This window comes from Prevotella melaninogenica ATCC 25845, from assembly GCF_000144405.1.
In the GTDB taxonomy this organism is placed as follows: Bacteria; Bacteroidota; Bacteroidia; order Bacteroidales; family Bacteroidaceae; genus Prevotella; species Prevotella melaninogenica.
Genome location: NC_014370.1, coordinates 288,726 through 306,318, shown reverse-complemented (window position 1 = coordinate 306,318; position 17,593 = coordinate 288,726). Strand labels below are relative to the sequence as shown.

Here is a 17,593-nt window from a genome sequence, read left to right as displayed (position 1 = left end):
GCGAAGCCTTAGCACGATATGTGCGGGGCGTTCGCACAATTGGTGTTCATACGAAACACCACACAGCTGACCACTACCCAAGAGGCAAGTAACCGTTTACTCGAAGAGAGGTAAGCAGCCAGCAAACAAAAACATTACATAAGCAAGAGTAAGGAAAGGAAAGATATATGAAAAGAATAGTAATACTTGGTGCCGGTGAAAGTGGTGCCGGCGCAGCAGTATTGGCAAAGAAAGAAGGCTTCGATGTCTTTGTTTCTGACATGTCAGCCATTAAGGACAAGTATAAGAAGATGCTTGATGACCGTGGTATAGAATGGGAAGAGGGACAACACACAGAAGAGAAGATTCTCAATGCTGATGAAATCATCAAGAGTCCTGGTATTCCTAAAGAAGCTCCTATGGTTCAGAAACTTATCGCACAGGGTACACATATCATTAGTGAAATAGAATTTGCTGGTCGATACACCAACTCTAAGATGATATGTATTACTGGAAGTAATGGAAAGACCACAACAACGAGCCTCATCTATCATATCTTCAAAGATGCTGGTTACGACGCTGGTTTGGCTGGTAACATTGGTAACAGTCTTGCACTGCAAGTAGCAGAAGACCCACATGAGTATTATATCATTGAGTTGAGCAGCTTCCAGTTGGACAATATGTATGACTTCCGTGCCAATATTGCCATCCTTCTCAATATCACCCCTGACCACTTGGACCGCTATGACTACAAGTTTGAGAACTACGCAGACGCTAAGATGCGTATCATTCAGAATCAAACCAAGGAGGATAGCTTCATTTACTGGAACGATGACCCTGTCATCAAGAAGGAACTCGAGAAGTTTGATGTACATGCCGTATGCTATCCATTCTCTGAATTAAAGGAGAAAGGCAGTATCGGTTACATTGAAGAAGGACAGTATACGATTGAACAGCCTGAGCCATTCAACATGGAACAGGAAGACCTTTCGCTCACAGGACGTCACAACATCTACAACTCTTTGGCAGCAGGTATTGCCTCAGACATTAGCGGTATTAAGAAAGAAAACATCCGTAAGAGTCTGAGCGACTTCCCTGGCGTTGAACATAGATTGGAAAAGGTATGTAAGGTTGCTGGCGTACAATACATCAACGACTCTAAGGCTACCAATGTTGACGCTTGTTGGTATGCACTTGAAAGCATGCGCACACCAACAATCTTGATTATTGGTGGCAAGGATAAGGGAAATGACTATAACAGCATTAAGGACTTAGTTAAGCAGAAGTGTGCTGGAATTGTCTACCTTGGAGCTGACAATAAGAAGCTACATGACAACTTCGACGACCTTGGTCTTCCTATCCGCGACACCCATTCCATGAAGGATTGTGTTGCAGCTTGTGCAGAGTTAGCAAAGCCTGGTGACACAGTTCTCCTAAGCCCATGCTGTGCAAGCTTCGATCTTTTTAAGAATATGGAAGACCGTGGCGAGCAGTTCAAGAGCTATGTAAGAGCATTGTAGGAAAAGACTTATCTGGCTAATTGGGCTAATAAGACTAAATTGGGCCAACAAGACTAATTGGGCTAATAAATCCCATAAGGAACAAAAAATAATGAAGAATAAATCTCTCAGTAACATATTCAAAGGAGACAAGGTTATTTGGATGGTCTTCTTCTTCCTATGTATCATCAGTATCATTGAGGTATATTCAGCCTCAAGTTCACTGTCGTACACAGGAGGTAACTACTGGAGCCCTATCATCTACCATTGCAGCATCCTTGTTGTTGGCATTGCTTTGATGGTGGTTGTATTAAATATTAAATGCCGTTACTTCAAACTTATCACACCGATTGTACTGGGCATGTCCATACTAATGCTTATATGGGTACTCGTAGCAGGACAAAGTACGAATGGAGCAAGCCGATGGATTAGTTTTGCAGGTATACAATTCCAACCTTCCGAATTAGGCAAGGGTGCTTTGGTATTAGCCATTGCACAGATACTTAGTGCAATGCAAACCGAACATGGAGCAGATCGAAAAGCCTTTAAATATATCATGTGGCTATCTGGTGGTATTATTCTCCTGATTCTTGGTGAGAATCTTTCCACAGCTATGCTCATTGGTTTGACCGTAGTATTGATGATGTTTGTGGGAAGAGTTCCTTTTAATCAGTTAGGTCGTTTGATCGGTTTCATCGTCTTACTTGGAGTTTTCGTCCTATCTATGGTGATGCTTGTGGGTGATGACAAGAAAGCTGAGGACGAATTATCTGCCAAACAAAACCTTACAGAACAGACGGTAGCTGCACAGCAAGAGGAATCACCCGGATTCATTGGTAAAATTCTCCACCGCGCTGACACATGGAAGGCACGTGTCAAGAAATTCTTTAGTAACGAATATGTTGCACCAAAAGATTACGACTTAGATAAAGATGCGCAGGTGGCACATGCAAACATAGCCATCGCTTCATCAGACGTCGTTGGTAAAGGACCAGGAAACTCTAATGAAAGAGACTTTCTTTCGCAAGCCTTCTCCGACTTTATCTATGCGATTATCATTGAAGAAGGAGGTATCGAAGGAGCCATCTTTGTGGCACTCCTATATATTATCCTTCTGTTCAGAACTGGAATTATAGCCAACCGGTGTGAAAATTCTTTCCCTGCTTTTCTCGCTATGGGTATCGCTTTCCTCCTGGTTACACAGGCGTTATTCAATATGTTAGTAGCTGTAGGATTGGCACCAGTAACAGGACAGCCACTTCCTCTTATCAGTAAGGGTGGTACTTCAACTATCATTAATTGCGTCTACATAGGCGTAATACTCAGTGTAAGCCGTTCGGCAAAGAAAAAGAAAGAAGAAAAGAAACCTTCTGAGAAAGTTTCACATGCAATAGTCTAATCTGTAGAGAAGGCTAAAAAGAATGTGAAAGTTGAAAGAAGATAAAAAAAATGATTACCTTTGTAGGTTATAAAGAAGATGCAAATGGACGAAGAATTAAGAATTATCATCAGCGGTGGCGGCACGGGAGGACATATTTTCCCTGCAGTATCTATTGCTAATGCCATTAAGGCAAAACACCCAGAGGCGAAGATTCTCTTTGTGGGTGCTGATGGACGTATGGAGATGCAACGTGTTCCTGCTGCTGGTTATGAGATAAAAGGCCTACCTATCAAAGGTTTCGACCGTGCTAATAAGCTAAAGAACATTGAAGTACTTTGCAAACTTTGGAAGAGTCTTCGCATGGCTCGCCAGATAATAAAAGACTTTAAGCCACAGGTTGCTGTGGGTGTTGGTGGTTATGCCAGTGGTGCAACGCTCTATGAGTGTGCAAAGATGGGCATCCCATGTCTTATCCAAGAGCAGAATTCTTATGCTGGTGTTACCAACAAACTATTGTCTAAGCGTGTGAAGAAGATTTGTGTTGCTTACGAAGGTATGGACCGTTTCTTCCCTGCTGATAAGATTATCATGACGGGTAACCCTGTTCGTCAGAACGTCCTCTCTACCCCACTCTCTATTGAAGAATCACGTGAGAGTTTCGGTCTTGACCCTAACAAGAAAACGATTCTCCTCGTTGGTGGTAGCCTTGGAGCAAGAACTATCAATCGCTCAGTCATTGAGCACCTTGATCTCATCAAGCAATCAGGCGTTCAATTCATATGGCAAACGGGTAAGTTCTATCATCAACAGATATTGGATTCGATGAAGGGTAAGGAACTTCCAAACCTAAAGATAATGGACTTTATCAGTGATATGGGTGCTGCATATAAGGCTGCTGACCTTGTTATCAGTCGTGCTGGCGCAAGTTCTATCAGTGAATTCCAGCTTATCGGAAAGCCTGTTATCTTGGTACCAAGTCCAAACGTGGCAGAAGATCATCAGACAAAGAATGCGATGGCATTGGTCAATAAAGATGCTGCACTCTGCGTAAAGGACGTTGATGCACCTGACACTTTGATAAAACTTGCACTCGATACCATCACGAATGATGAGAAGTTGGCAAGTCTTAGTGAGAATGTTAAGAAGATGGGGCTGAAGAACTCCGCAGAGATTATTGCTGACGAGGTTATCAAACTCATTAAGGGATAAAGCTATCTTCCAATAGATAGGGTTTAAAGAAACCATCGTAGAACGCTGTTCTATCCCCAAACAAAAGAAAGAAAAAGAATATATAACACATGGAACTCAAAGATATTAAATCAGTTTACTTCGTAGGTGCAGGTGGCATCGGTATGAGTGCTATTGCCCGTTATTTCCTTCATAAAGGATTGATAGTTGCAGGTTATGATAAAACTCCATCTGAACTTACCCACACTTTGGAGAAAGAAGGAATGGACATTCATTATGAGGAGAATGTTCAACTCATCCCTGCAGCGTGCAAAGAACCAGCATCAACGTTGGTAATCTACACACCTGCCATCCCTTCTAACCACGCTGAGCTGGTTTACTTCCGTGAGAATGGCTTTGAGATTCAGAAACGTGCACAGGTTCTCGGCACACTCACCCGAACACATAAGGGTCTTTGCTTTGCTGGAACACATGGAAAGACAACGACTTCCTGTATGTGTGCACACCTTATGCACCAAAGTCATTTGGACTGTAACGCCTTCCTTGGTGGTATTTCCAAGAACTATGGCACTAATTATATCCTCTCTGACCATAGCGACTTTGTTGTGATTGAGGCAGACGAGTTCGACCGTTCTTTCCATTGGTTGCGTCCTTGGATGAGCGTTATCACCTCAACAGACCCTGACCACTTGGATATTTATGGTACAAAAGAGGCTTACCTTGAGAGTTTCCGACACTATACAGAACTCATTCAAAAGGGAGGTGCACTCATTATCCGCAAAGGATTAGAGATGAAACCAAACGTACAAGAAGGTGTTAGAATCTATGAATACAGCCGTGACGAAGGCGACTTCCACGCTGAGAATATACGAATTGCAAACGGAACAATCACCTTTGACTTCGTTTCTCCTATTGAAAATATAAAGGATATTGAGCTTGGACAACCTATACCTATCAACATTGAAAACGGTATCTCCGCAATGGCTATGGCTCAACTCAATGGCTGTACGGCAGAAGAATTACGCAATGGAATGAAGACATATGGTGGTGTTGATCGTCGTTTCGACTTCAAGATAAAGGATAACCGCCACGTCTTCCTCTCAGACTATGCGCATCATCCAAAGGAGATTCTGCAGAGCGCAAAGAGTCTTAAGGAACTCTATGCTGACAAGAAGGTTACTGCAATCTTCCAACCACACCTTTACACTCGAACACGTGACTTCTATAAGGAGTTTGCAGAGGCACTCAGTCATTTCGATGAAGTGGTATTGACAGAGATTTATCCTGCTCGCGAAGAACCAATCCCAGGTGTAACAAGCGAACTCATCTATGACAACCTCAGTCCTAATGTTAAGAAACAGATGATTAAAAAGGACGATGTTCTCGACTTTGTAAAGTCAAGAAACTTTGACGTTTTGGTTGTTTTGGGTGCCGGTAATCTCGACAATTATGTCCCAGAAATTGCAAAGATACTCAACGAGAAATAAGAAGAAAGAAAGCAAAAACTCTTAAAGTAAAAGAGAGAAGATATGCACATTAAGTGGAAAAAGATAATTATCACTGCGCTGGACATTGTACTGGCTATTTATCTCATCATGGCAGTTACCTCATGGAACAAGCCCGATGAGAGCAAACAGCTATGTACCAAAGTGAATATCAACATATCTGACTCTAACAATGCTGGCTTTCTTACCGCAACAGAAATCAAACAAATATTAGAGAAGGTACACCTCTATCCCCTCAATAAGAAGATAACTGACATCAATCCGCGCAACATTGAGGAGGCATTAAAAGTGGGACCATTCATCAATACAGCCCAATGCTACAAAACAAAAGATGGACACGTCAACATCTATATTACTCAACGTATGCCAATTATCCGCATTAAGAGTAGCAATGGAGCTGATTACTATCTTGATGATAATGGGGGAATACTTCCGAACTCTAAGTACACCAGTGACTTGATCATTGCGACTGGCAATATAGATAATAACTTTGCACGCCTTTATATTGCTCCTCTTGCCAAGGCTATCAGTGCTGAACCACTATGGCTGAACCAAATAGAGCAGATTAATGTCTTACCAGACAGAGGCATCGAGTTAGTACCACGTGTCGGTAATCATATCATCTTCATGGGTTACTTGCCTAAAAACAATGGTCCATGGAAGCGTAAGCATGATATAAATATCTTCGTTAAAAAGAAGTTGTCACGCTTAGAGAAGTTCTATCGATATGGTCTTTCACAGGCTGGTTGGAACAAATACTCTTACATCGACATAGAATTCGACAACCAAATCATCTGTAAGAAACGTGATGAGAAAGCTGAGAAAGAAGAAGAGGATGCATTGCTTAAGAAGGCTCAGTCTGAACAAGTAGAAGACGTACAACGTACAGAAGAGGAGGAAAGAGATAAAGCCCGTAAGGAAGTGAAACGGCAAGAAGATGCCTCAGCAGGACTTACGGAATAAAAAATATCATTTTAGAGAATATAAAATAAGGAACATAATACTTAACGAATATGGCAGAGTTCATAGTAGCCATTGAATTAGGCTCATCAAAGATTACGGGAATCGCTGGCAAAAAGAATCTTGACGGCAGTATCTCCGTGCTTGCTGTTGTAAAGGAAGACGCTACACAGTGTATTCGCAAGGGTGTCGTTTACAACATCGACAAGACCGGACAGTGCCTCACTGGCATCATCAACAAACTAAGAAAACAACTGAAGTATGAGATTTCTCAGGTCTATGTAGGCGTGGGAGGACAGTCTATACGAAGCGTTCGCAACGTTATCGTAAAGGATCTGCCTACTGATACCATCATTACCTCAGATATGATTAATGAGTTAATGGATGCCAACCGCAATATGACTTATCCTGACCAGGAGATTCTCGATGCTGCCACACAGGAGTATAAGGTTGACAACCAGTTTGTTCTCGACCCAGTCGGTATCAAAGCCACCCGCTTGGAGGGTAACTTCCTTAATATCCTTTGGCGCAAGGCTTTCTATGATAACCTCAACAACTGCTTTGAGAAGTCTGGCATCTCTATTGCCGAGATGTACCTTGCACCTTTGGCTTTGGCTGATGCCGTATTGAGCGAGGCTGAGAAACGTGGAGGTTGTGTATTGGTTGACTTCGGTGCTGACACAACAACAGTTTCTGTATACTACAAGAACATTCTCCGTCACTTGGCTGTTATTCCATTGGGTGGTAACAATATTACAAAGGACATTGCCAGCCTACAGATGGAAGAAAAGGATGCTGAGGCAATGAAGCTTAAGTATGGTTCTGCTTTCACTGAAAATAACGATATCGACAATACATTAAAATACTCTATCGACTCAGAACGTACCGTAGAGAGCCGTAAATTCATTGAAATCGTTGAGGCACGTATTGGCGAAATCGTTGAGAATATATGGTGCCAGGTACCATCTGACTATGCCGACAAACTCCTTGGCGGTATCATTCTCACTGGTGGCGGTATGAACTTGAAGAACATTGAACGCTGTATTCGTAATACCACACATATTGACAAGATTCGCAAAGCAAACTTCGTCACACATACCATCGCTTCAAGCAATGCTGATATCACAGCTAAGAATGGTGATATGAACACAATTCTCGGTTTGCTTATCAAGGGAGAAATGAACTGTGCTGGACCAGAATACAACCCTGCACAGAGCAATCTCTTCAACAACGAAGACATTGCTGTAGCAACTCCTATTGACCAACAGCAGCAACCTTATACGCCATCATCTACAACAAGACAGGGACAAGGTATTGTTCCAACACCTGAAGAGAAGAAGAAGGCTGAAGCTGAACGTCGTAAGCGTGAAGAGGAAGAGCGCAAGCTGCGTGAGGAAGAGGAAGCAAGAGAGCGCGAACTCGAAGAGGAGAAGCGTCGCAATAGCTTCTGGAACAAATTCTCACGTAAGGTGAAAGATTTCGGAAAAACCATTATGAGTGAGGATGAAGAATAATCCAACAGCTCACACAGAAAAAGAATATAGGAAATAAACATAGACAACATACTGTTATGGCAGACAACAATAATAAAATGGATATATTAGACTTCGGTGACGGCGATGTAGCTGATAGCATCATCAAGGTCATTGGTGTCGGTGGTGGTGGTGGTAACGCCGTAAACCACATGTACAGAGAAGGTATCCACGATGTGACCTTCGTACTCTGTAACACGGATGCGCAGGCACTCAACGACTCTCCTGTTCCTGTTCATCTGCAATTGGGTAAGGAAGGATTAGGTGCTGGAAACCGTCCTGAACGTGCACGTCAGGCTGCAGAAGAGACAAGCGAGGATATCAAGCGTATGCTCAACGATGGTACGAAGATGGCATTTATCACCGCTGGTATGGGTGGTGGTACGGGTACTGGTGCAGCACCAGTCATCGCACGTGTCAGCAAGGAATTGGGTATTCTCACCGTGGGTATCGTTACCATTCCATTCCGTTTCGAGGGTGCTAAGAAGATAGATCAGGCGTTGGATGGCGTTGAAGAGATGGCAAAGCACGTCGATGCGCTACTCGTTATCAACAACGAACGTCTCCGCGAGATTTATCCTGAACTGAGTTTGCTCAATGGTTTCCGCAAGGCTGACGACACACTGAGTGTGGCTGCCAAGAGTATTGCAGAGATTATCACCGTTCATGGTATTATGAACCTCGACTTCAACGATGTTAAGACAGTCCTCAAAGATGGCGGTGTAGCTATCATGTCTACCGGTTACGGTGAGGGTGAAGGCCGTGTGAAGCAGGCTATTGAGGATGCACTCAACTCACCACTGCTTAACGACAACGATGTCTATAAGTCTAAGAAGATTCTGCTCTCTATCAACTTCAACACTGACGACAAGGACAACCCTGGTCTGACAATGGAGGAAATGGGCGATGTGACAGAATTCATGAACCACTTCAGCGCAGACTTCGAGTTGAAATGGGGACTTGCTATTGACCCTGAACTCGACAAAAAGGTTAAGGTTACTATCCTTGCAACGGGCTTCGGTATCGAGGATGTTGACGGTATGGGTAGCCATATCAAGAAGCAGACACAAGAGGATGCAGCACGTCAGGCAGAGGAAGAGGAGAAGGCTGCAGAGCGTCGTGACCGTCGTGATCGTTTCTATAAGGACAACAACAGCTCACAATACAAGCATCGTCCACACATCTATCGCTTTACTGCGGATGAGCTCGACAACGAGGATGTTATCCTTGCTGTAGAGAACACACCAACCTACAAGCGTACTAAACAGATGATTAAGGACATCAAGCGCATCAGTAATCCTGAGCAAGATAATGAAGATAACGAAAACAAAGAAGGTGCTGTCGAAGGCGTTATTAGCTTCGTATAATAGTTATATCAATCATAAGAAAAGGCTGGACTCCGAAAGAAGTTCAGCCTTTTTTGATTCATCAACCATCTCCATTATAAGAAGAATAACCCCTTCCCTTTGGGGAAAAGGCAGTCTTTCTATAAGTCGCTTTACCCTTATATGCGTTCTTATTAAGCCTCCGCACCACATGTGTTAGGCGTCCGCACATAACGTGCTAAGCCTTCGCACACTCATAGAAAACGGCAAGACTTCTACTATTTAGACACGTTTTCTTTCTTACAAAGGCTCATTCCAGAAATATAATAGACCGTTGGGACTGGCTCTTTTAGATACAGTTCCACATCATATTGCTTACAACTATCAGAAAGGTCATAGTCTGAAAGTGAGAAAGAACGCTCAAAAACTCTCCCCTTAAATCTAAAAGAAATATGATCTACTCTAACAGTTGAAAAGCCATTTAATGGTACCTTATAAATCTTTTCTGGCAGATAATACGACCTTAACATCAGAGTGAGCCCAACTACTGTCCAACAAATACATGCGTTATTAACTATAGCATCAAAGCCCTTCGGTGCTATCAACTTATCATATAGGACTGCCACAACCGTAACAACAATAAAGAGTCCAATATCGTAATATGACACCACCAGAAAGCTCCGATAGATAACATTACATCCCATTATCAATAGCAACGAAAGGTAATAACGCAACTTACCTAACTTAGCCTTACTAAATAGTTCCTTCATTCTACCTTATTTACAATGTTATATCTATGGATTGTATCGTAGACTCGCCACAAATACGCTCCTCACATAGTCCTAAATATTAATCAATCCAAAACAAACACCAAAAACAAACATGTTCCCTCGAATGCGCACTTCATCAACACCCAACACTTAACACTCATAGAGACAAAGTAACATAAAAATAGCTTGCAAGATGACTTATACACCAACTTTTCAAAGAAAATAAACATTTTATAATAATTTTTATTTATCTTTGTATCGAATATCTACGACACAGCTGTATGCTGTCGTGCGTTATTGAGAGTTCAAATTTTAGAAAAGCCATTGATAGAAACATACGCTACCGCAGAAGGCAAGAAACATATAAAATGTAAAACATCCCTCTGTTAAGCCTTGTTTATAGTCACTCTTGAAATCAAATATTAATTATATAAAATTATTAAGTATGAAACATTTTTACTTCTTGATGATAACCCTACTCATGGGCTTATCAGCCAATGCACAAAAAACTGGCACATGTGGACCTGATCTAGATTGGGAACTCACCGACGACGGCGTATTGACCATTACAGGAACAGGTGAAATGGATAACTATACTGGGGGCATTGCAGGGAAACCATGGAGCTATAAAAATGTCAAACAAGTTATAATAGATGATGGCGTTACAACTATTGGAAATTTTGCTTTCTATGGGTGCACAGCACTAACGTCTATAAACATTCCAAATAGTGTTAAAACTATTGGAGATTGGGCTTTCTCAACGTGCAAAGCACTAACGTCTATAAACATTCCAAATAGTGTCAAAACTATTAGAGAAAACACTTTCAGTTATTGCACAGCACTAACGTCTATAAACATTCCAAATAGTGTCAGAACTATTAGAATGAACGCTTTCAGTTATTGCACAGCACTAACGTCTATAAACATTCCAAATAGTGTTAAAATTATTGGAGATTACGCTTTCTCAGGGTGTACAGCACTAACGTCTATAAACATTCCAAATAGTGTTAAAACTATTGGAGTTCGCGCTTTCTCAACGTGCACAGCACTAACGTCTATAAACATTCCAAATAGTGTTACAACTATTGAAAAGGGAGCTTTTTCTTATTGTTATAAACTAAAACAAATTGATATTCCAAATTCAGTAACTACACTCAGTAAAGATCTACTGTCGGATTGTAGAGCTTTAGAAAGCATAAGAATCCATAAAGACGTAGTGAAAATTGAAGAAGCTGCCTTCGACGGATGTTCTAATCTTACAAATATTTCATGTGAGGCTACCACACCACCTACTTGTGGCACAAATGCTTTTAAATACGTTAATAAGAGTAAATGTAAACTATTAGTACCCCAAGCCAGCATTGATGCTTATAAAGTAGCTGATGAATGGAAATATTTCTCATACATAGAGGCTGCAACTGGCATTACAAACAATGTTTATAATAAGACAGAACTTGTAGATGTCTATACCATAGATGGAACAAAACGACTAAGCAAAGCAAGCAAGGAAGAGATGAATACCTTGCCTAAGGGTGTTTATATTGTTAATGGCAAAAAGCTGGTCATTAAATAATAGCCTCACCCCGCTTACGAAGCCTCCCCTCTGCCTACGATAGTATCTTCTTCCGAGAAAAAAGAATTAAAACAGAAGTTCGCAGAGAAACTGTAATGGCTTAAACTCAAATCTGCCCTTAGACCACAACATGTTTAGGATTCTAATAACTGATTTGGGTTTAACTGATAATAAGATAAATAAAAGCTCCGTTATATTTTTGTACTACATCAGTAACGAAAAATTAACGGAGTTTTTTAGTCTCAGTAAGTTTCATAAGTACTCAACACCTAACACCCAAGCCAACATTTACACATCATCATCACCCACCATTCAACACCTAACACCCATATTCAACACCCAACACCCAACATAGGCACTAAATATTTTGCCAAGCAATAACCTCCACCAATTAGCCAGCACCATAGAATTGCAGCCAAGAGGAAAGGTTTAAAGCCTGCTTTCTTAAACTTATCAATACTCGTTTCAGCACCAAGTGCAGACATAGCCATTGTAAGCAGGAAGGTATCGAGGGTATTGATAAAGTCGACAAGTTCTTTTGGAAGTAAGTTCAATGAGTTGAAACCGATGACCACAAGGAAGAGAATCGCAAACCAAGGGATGTTTATCTTACGACTACCGCCAGCCTCATCGTCTCGCCCAGCAACATTCTTTGCCACAAAGAAAGCAATGACCAATAACACAGGTACCAACATCATCACACGAATCATCTTAACAATAATCGCAGAATTGCTCACTGCAGCACCCATCGCATTACCTGCACCGACGACGTGAGCCACCTCATGAATCGTAGAACCCGCAAAGATTCCCATTGCATCGGGTGATAAATCAAAGACACCTGCACGATAAAGAATAGGATAAAGGAACATTGAAAGTGTACCAAAGATTACCACCGTCGCTACCGCTACAGCTGTCTTATAAGGCTTCGGACGAATAGCTCCGTCGACACCTAACACCGCTGCAGCTCCACAGATACCACTTCCACAAGCTGTCAAAAGAGCTATACTGCGGTCCATCTTCAAAAGTCTACCTACCAAAACACCCAAGAGAATCGTTCCACATACGATAATTGCATCCACGATGATAGCAGGGAAACCCACTGCCACCACGTCTTGAAAGGTCAAACGAAAACCATAAAGGATAATTCCAAAGCGCAAAACACGTTTTCCGCAGAAGGCAATACCGGGCACCCAAGTATCTGGAAGGTTATTGCGAAGACTGTTGGCATAAAGCATACCCAAGATAATACCAACAACCATCGGACTCAACGAAAGTGCTTTCACCCATCCCATATCACCGATATAGAACGCTGCACAGGCAAACAAAGTAATCAGCAGTACACCATGAAGCATACTACTACGCTGTTCTGTTAACTTCATAGACTTATTTTATATATAGACAAAGTTTGAATTTTCATGCTTCGAGACCACAAAAGTAATAAAAAAACGAAACATATAAAAAGGGTATCGCATTTTATTTCTATGATAAGAGGAATTTGTTTTTACGAAAAAACACAAAAGTAAACTTCTGACAACTATTTACTATTACTATCGTAAAGCGCATTAACTAAACAGTTCGCGCATCACCTGAAAACTCTTTAGCTCAGGCATATCAGGCACATGGATTCGATAGTAATGCAATACTATATCAGAAATACGATTGCGATCGTGACGAGATAGACGGAAAAGGTGCATATTCTCGTAGTCCATACGAATCAACTGATTAATACCTGCTGCATCTGAAGGGAGTAAATAATCAGAATGAAGAGGTGCACTTGCAGTGAAGGTTGCATTGCGAAGATCAAAACAAGCACCCGCCTGATAGGCATCGAGATTAGGGAAGAAACCTATGAAACGACTCAAACGCATCATAAAGACAAGGTGGAAGTTGGCATAATCATGTTCAGCCTCATCCAACCATTCCATACTCGCACATATATAATTATAGAGGTGGGCGTTCTGTTGCTCACCACGCGTGACATAATAAAGGAATTCAGAAAGGAAGAGAAGTATAGCCGACTTCACAGGGTCAAAAGGTATAGAGCCGTAAGGACGAAGGATACGCACTTCCTTTATACGCTGCAAAGAAGTTCGCGGACGGTAATCAAATTCAAGGTCGAGTAAGGTCAGCGGTTGAAAATACTGCTTCTTAATCTTCCCTTTTGCCGTCTTAGGAATGCGCGTTATAAAAGAAATACGCCCCTCTAACTCGGTAAACATATCAATTATTAGCAATGAGTCACCGAACTTCAGAGAACGCAAAACAATAGCCTTTGACTTCAAAATCATATAAAAAACAATGCAAAAATACAAAAATACAGCCTCTTACGAAAATTTATTAGCAAAAAGTTTGGTTGATTAAAATAAATGGGCTACCTTTGCACCCGCAAAATCAGCTATGGTCCCTTCGTCTATCGGTTAGGACGAGAGATTTTCATTCTCTAAAGAGCAGTTCGACTCTGCTAGGGACTACAAGTAAAATAAAAGAAGAAAACAAAGATGGCAAATCACAAATCATCATTGAAGAGAATCCGTCAGGACAAGGTTAAGACCTTGCACAACAGATATTATGCAAAGACTATGCGTAACGCTGTCCGCAAGTTGCGTAGCATGACGGATAAGGAAGAGGCTGTTAAGCTCTACCCTGTTGTACAGAAGATGTTGGACAAGTTGGCAAAGACTAACGTTATCCACCAGAACAAGGCAGCTAATTTGAAGTCTGCTCTCTGCAAGCACGTAGCTGCATTGGGATAAAAATACTTTCAGTCATAGCTGAAAAGAACAATAAAAGCCGTAATCCTATTGGGATTATGGCTTCTTGCATGTTATATATACTTGTTTGATGTATATACAGTGCTTCACCAAATGGGGTAATTTTCAATTTGCTGTCACTGCTGTCATCCACTCTAAACACCTAACTTATTCGTTTACAGAGGAGTAAAAGAAGTGTTAAAAGTGACAGCAAATTAAAATAAAAAATATTACGTGTAAGACAGCTGTATTTACGATAAAGCTAAATAAATCTTCTCTGCCATATCCACAGCTTGCTTGATCCTATCGCCCATACCAATACCATCTTTCAGATTACCAATAATATGTAAACTTGGATAAGCACGTTCTACGGCATCAATAGTGCGAAGGCGAGCATCCGTTTCGGGCATATATTGTGGAATAGCATGACTGTGCCTATAAATACGAATAACATCGGCTCGGGTACCTTTGGGATATCCCAACATCGTATGAAGGGACGTATTAACCAATTCTGTCAGTTCTTCATCCGTCTTATTGAGATATTCAGGATGGCAAGCACCACCAATGAAGAATGCATAATTAGCTCCTTCCTTAGGCGAACGCCCTTGAAAACAAGCGGAAGGCATAAGAATTCCCAACACATTCTGTTTTTCTTTTGACGGTACTAATCCGCCAAAGGCATTCCAATATACATCCCCCGTATTCTTCATTCCTACTCCTATCTCAATCACTGGAGCATAATAAAGATTGCTTAAATCGTCAAGTTGGTCCTTAGGCAAGAAGCTCAACAACTTTGGTAAGGCATAAGCAGGACAAGTTGTAACAACCTGCTCAGCTACTATCGTATTCTTACCCCAAGATAGTTTCCACTTATCTTCTAACGGCTCTATACTTAGGTCTTTACAATTCGTTAGGATTCTCTCATCACCTATCACTCTCCCCAATGCAGAAACAAGGCTACGGAAACCTCCACGGGTAGAGAAGACAGCCTTCGTTGCACGTTTTTCCCTGTCCGTCTTTGGTTGTTTTGCAAGTGCCATAGACCCTTTAATGAAACTCCCATAACGCTGTTCTAAGTCGTAGAGTTTAGGCAAAGCAAGGCGAGTTGGTAGTTGATAAGGGTTACCAGCATACACACCAGAGAGGAAAGGATCGACTGCATAATCAACAAAAGACCGTCCCAACCGTCGTTCAGCAAGGCTTCCCACACTCTCGTTAGGGTCTGTTCCCTTCTTACGCCATGGCTCACCAAGGATGCGGAACTTATCTTTCAGCGTGAAGAGAGGAGTTGTGATAGCAGACCAAAGTCCTGAAGGTAGGGCATGGAAGCGTCCATCCTTCCATATCAAACGACATTTAGCAGAACTCTGTGCCACTTCCACCGTACAATCATCGCCTAACATATCGAAGAGTTCAGCCACTTCAGGGTATTTAATTGTACCCGTACTTGGTCCTTGTTCCATCACAAAGCCGTCAACCTCCTCCGTCTGCATAAGTCCACCGATACGGTCGGTAGCCTCCAAGACCACTGCATCTTGACCTTTACGACGTAGATAAGCAGCACAAGTAAGACCAGTAAGACCAGCACCAACGACAACTATCTTTCTTTCTTCCATAATATTAATGCTATATAGATTCCCCTTCCCAGTTTCTCTACCCAACGAAAAGGGAGCATAAAACTTTTATATCGGCTTTGAAAACTTCTTATCCGTAGCCACCATCATCGGATCAAGCACAGCAGCCACAGTACGAACAAAGGGATTCCCCTCCCCTGTCATCTCCAAGGTATTCTCTGTTAAACAAAGAATACCATCTCTTTCCATCTCTTGCAGACGTTCAACATCATAGTTGATAGCCCCTTTCACGTCAGCTACTGAAACTGCAAGATCCTCCGCGAGATGCGTCCAATCAAGATGATAGTTACACATCAAACGTTCAATTACCTCACGTACTATACGTTCTTTGGGCGTTAATTGGTAGCCTTTTCGGATAGGCAACGTACCCACAGAGACTTCTGCTATATATTCGTCTATCGACTTTGTATTCTGTGCATAGGCAGTATCTAATTGGCTGATACCCGTCACACCGAAGGCATACACCTGCCCCGTTGTGCGACGCGTGCAATAACCTTGGAAGTTTCGATGTAGTCGATGAGATTGCAAAGCCTCAGATAGTTCATCATTAGGAAGTACAAAATGGTCCAAACCAACACTAAGATAACCCGCCTCATGCAGCACATCTTTAGCCTTTTGGAACATCAAAGCCTTCTCCTCCGTATCAGGAAGGCCAGCCTTTTCAAGTATCATCTGCCGTTTAAATATCCATGGGCAGTGTCCATAACTGAATGTTGTAACACGGTCGGGGCGCATTGCTACAGCACGCTCTATCGTCTTCTTAAAGCTATCCGACGTCTGAAGTGGTAAGCCAAAGAGGAAATCCATATTAATATTAACACCCGCGTTACGGAGAATTGCCACTATTTCTTCTGTTGGCAATTCAGAAGGCGTACGATTAACAAGCCTCAACACCTCTTCATTGAAGTCCTGTACACCTAAACTAAAACGATTAAAACGTGCATCCAACAGTCCTTGCCAGTCCTTTGCTGTTAGATAACCTGGATGACATTCTATGGCTATCTCAGGCTGTTCTATCGTAGAAAAGAGTGACAGCAGATGCTCATTCAGCTCCTTAAGAACACTGACAGGCATAGCCGTTGGACTACCACCGCCATAATGAATCTGCGATATACGTCTACTTTTATCTATATGCTTTGCTACGAGATCTATCTCCTTATGCAACGCTTGCACATAAGCTTCAATACGCTCTTCCTTTGCCATAGGGTAAGAGTTGCAGCCACAATAATGACACAGGCGCCGACAGAAAGGCATATGAAAATAAAAGGAAAGATTCTTCTCACGCACCTCATTGCTATAATCAACCTCCTTCAAAAACTCTTCCCCAGTAAAAGGTCGGAAGAAGTTAGCTGGTGGATAACTCGTATAACGAGGTACAGATACATTGTATTTATCAATCAGTTCTTGCTTCATTCGTCGAAATAAATTATATGACAAAGGTACGAATACCTCCTAACATAAACAATCCTCATTTATAAGGAAAGCACAATAGGCTTA

At 41.8% G+C, this 17,593-nt stretch carries 14 protein-coding genes; 9 read left to right on the top strand and 5 right to left on the bottom strand.

The annotated features are described in order from the left end of the window. The first annotated feature begins 167 nt into the window (after positions 1 to 167). From murD to ftsZ, 7 genes are all read left to right on the top strand, one after another. Positions 168 to 1,499: a UDP-N-acetylmuramoyl-L-alanine--D-glutamate ligase gene (murD, locus tag HMPREF0659_RS01075; protein WP_013264831.1), complete on the top strand. Its 1,332-nt coding sequence runs from the start codon at positions 168 to 170 to the stop codon at positions 1,497 to 1,499. Positions 1,500 to 1,590: 91 nt separating this feature from the next. Then, complete coding sequence (locus HMPREF0659_RS01070) at positions 1,591 to 2,877, top strand: FtsW/RodA/SpoVE family cell cycle protein (RefSeq protein ID WP_013264404.1); 1,287 nt, start codon at positions 1,591 to 1,593, stop codon at positions 2,875 to 2,877. A gap of 84 nt (positions 2,878 to 2,961) precedes the next feature. Beyond that, positions 2,962 to 4,068: an undecaprenyldiphospho-muramoylpentapeptide beta-N-acetylglucosaminyltransferase gene (gene murG / locus HMPREF0659_RS01065; RefSeq protein WP_013263962.1), complete on the top strand. Its 1,107-nt coding sequence runs from the start codon at positions 2,962 to 2,964 to the stop codon at positions 4,066 to 4,068. 89 nt (positions 4,069 to 4,157) lie between these two features. After that, entirely contained in the window at positions 4,158 to 5,534 is a 1,377-nt protein-coding gene (murC, locus tag HMPREF0659_RS01060; RefSeq protein WP_013264980.1) for a UDP-N-acetylmuramate--L-alanine ligase, read from the top strand. Between the two features lie 42 nt (positions 5,535 to 5,576). Beyond that, a complete protein-coding gene (locus tag HMPREF0659_RS01055) occupies positions 5,577 to 6,515 on the top strand; it encodes a hypothetical protein (RefSeq protein ID WP_013263811.1) in 939 nt (312 codons plus the stop codon). Positions 6,516 to 6,565: 50 nt separating this feature from the next. Then, entirely contained in the window at positions 6,566 to 8,026 is a 1,461-nt protein-coding gene (ftsA, locus tag HMPREF0659_RS01050) for a cell division protein FtsA (protein WP_013264578.1), read from the top strand. A 56-nt stretch (positions 8,027 to 8,082) separates the two neighbouring features. Next, positions 8,083 to 9,411 carry a cell division protein FtsZ gene (gene ftsZ, locus HMPREF0659_RS01045; protein ID WP_013264285.1) on the top strand — a complete coding sequence of 443 codons (1,329 nt, stop codon included), beginning with the start codon at positions 8,083 to 8,085 and terminating at the stop codon, positions 9,409 to 9,411. 236 nt (positions 9,412 to 9,647) lie between these two features. Here ftsZ and HMPREF0659_RS01040 read toward each other — a convergent pair whose 3' ends face one another. Continuing rightward, on the bottom strand, positions 9,648 to 10,139 hold the full coding sequence (locus tag HMPREF0659_RS01040) for a hypothetical protein (protein ID WP_013265021.1): 492 nt from the start codon (positions 10,137 to 10,139) through the stop codon (positions 9,648 to 9,650). Positions 10,140 to 10,584: 445 nt separating this feature from the next. Here HMPREF0659_RS01040 and HMPREF0659_RS13060 point away from each other — a divergent pair, with 445 nt between their 5' ends. Next, a complete protein-coding gene (locus tag HMPREF0659_RS13060; protein WP_407918602.1) occupies positions 10,585 to 11,712 on the top strand; it encodes a leucine-rich repeat domain-containing protein in 1,128 nt (375 codons plus the stop codon). A gap of 332 nt (positions 11,713 to 12,044) precedes the next feature. Here the strand turns inward: HMPREF0659_RS13060 and HMPREF0659_RS01030 are convergent, their stop codons facing one another. Together HMPREF0659_RS01030 and recO are read right to left on the bottom strand one after the other, a co-directional pair. Beyond that, positions 12,045 to 13,091, bottom strand: coding sequence for a YeiH family protein (locus HMPREF0659_RS01030; protein WP_013264262.1), 1,047 nt, complete (start codon positions 13,089 to 13,091; stop codon positions 12,045 to 12,047). Positions 13,092 to 13,274: 183 nt separating this feature from the next. Beyond that, entirely contained in the window at positions 13,275 to 14,000 is a 726-nt protein-coding gene (gene recO, locus HMPREF0659_RS01025) for a DNA repair protein RecO (protein ID WP_013264575.1), read from the bottom strand. 210 nt (positions 14,001 to 14,210) lie between these two features. On the opposite strand from recO, the gene rpsT reads away from it, so the two are divergent. Continuing rightward, a complete protein-coding gene (gene rpsT, locus HMPREF0659_RS01020) occupies positions 14,211 to 14,465 on the top strand; it encodes a 30S ribosomal protein S20 (protein ID WP_004358670.1) in 255 nt (84 codons plus the stop codon). A gap of 248 nt (positions 14,466 to 14,713) precedes the next feature. On the opposite strand, the gene hemG is transcribed toward rpsT, so the two are convergent. Beyond that, positions 14,714 to 16,078 carry a protoporphyrinogen oxidase gene (gene hemG / locus HMPREF0659_RS01015; protein ID WP_013264204.1) on the bottom strand — a complete coding sequence of 455 codons (1,365 nt, stop codon included), beginning with the start codon at positions 16,076 to 16,078 and terminating at the stop codon, positions 14,714 to 14,716. A gap of 66 nt (positions 16,079 to 16,144) precedes the next feature. Then, on the bottom strand, positions 16,145 to 17,509 hold the full coding sequence (hemN, locus tag HMPREF0659_RS01010; RefSeq protein ID WP_013264939.1) for an oxygen-independent coproporphyrinogen III oxidase: 1,365 nt from the start codon (positions 17,507 to 17,509) through the stop codon (positions 16,145 to 16,147). Positions 17,510 to 17,593 lie beyond the last annotated feature (84 nt).

Coding starts and splice junctions, on each gene's coding strand:
- hemN (WP_013264939.1), bottom strand. CDS start 17,509: ATGAAGCAAGAACTGATTGATAAATACAATGTATCTGTACCTCGTTAT.
- murG (WP_013263962.1), top strand. CDS start 2,962: ATGGACGAAGAATTAAGAATTATCATCAGCGGTGGCGGCACGGGAGGA.
- HMPREF0659_RS01070 (WP_013264404.1), top strand. CDS start 1,591: ATGAAGAATAAATCTCTCAGTAACATATTCAAAGGAGACAAGGTTATT.
- rpsT (WP_004358670.1), top strand. CDS start 14,211: ATGGCAAATCACAAATCATCATTGAAGAGAATCCGTCAGGACAAGGTT.
- hemG (WP_013264204.1), bottom strand. CDS start 16,078: ATGGAAGAAAGAAAGATAGTTGTCGTTGGTGCTGGTCTTACTGGTCTT.
- ftsA (WP_013264578.1), top strand. CDS start 6,566: ATGGCAGAGTTCATAGTAGCCATTGAATTAGGCTCATCAAAGATTACG.
- murD (WP_013264831.1), top strand. CDS start 168: ATGAAAAGAATAGTAATACTTGGTGCCGGTGAAAGTGGTGCCGGCGCA.
- HMPREF0659_RS01055 (WP_013263811.1), top strand. CDS start 5,577: ATGCACATTAAGTGGAAAAAGATAATTATCACTGCGCTGGACATTGTA.
- ftsZ (WP_013264285.1), top strand. CDS start 8,083: ATGGCAGACAACAATAATAAAATGGATATATTAGACTTCGGTGACGGC.
- recO (WP_013264575.1), bottom strand. CDS start 14,000: ATGATTTTGAAGTCAAAGGCTATTGTTTTGCGTTCTCTGAAGTTCGGT.
- HMPREF0659_RS01040 (WP_013265021.1), bottom strand. CDS start 10,139: ATGAAGGAACTATTTAGTAAGGCTAAGTTAGGTAAGTTGCGTTATTAC.
- murC (WP_013264980.1), top strand. CDS start 4,158: ATGGAACTCAAAGATATTAAATCAGTTTACTTCGTAGGTGCAGGTGGC.
- HMPREF0659_RS13060 (WP_407918602.1), top strand. CDS start 10,585: ATGAAACATTTTTACTTCTTGATGATAACCCTACTCATGGGCTTATCA.
- HMPREF0659_RS01030 (WP_013264262.1), bottom strand. CDS start 13,091: ATGAAGTTAACAGAACAGCGTAGTAGTATGCTTCATGGTGTACTGCTG.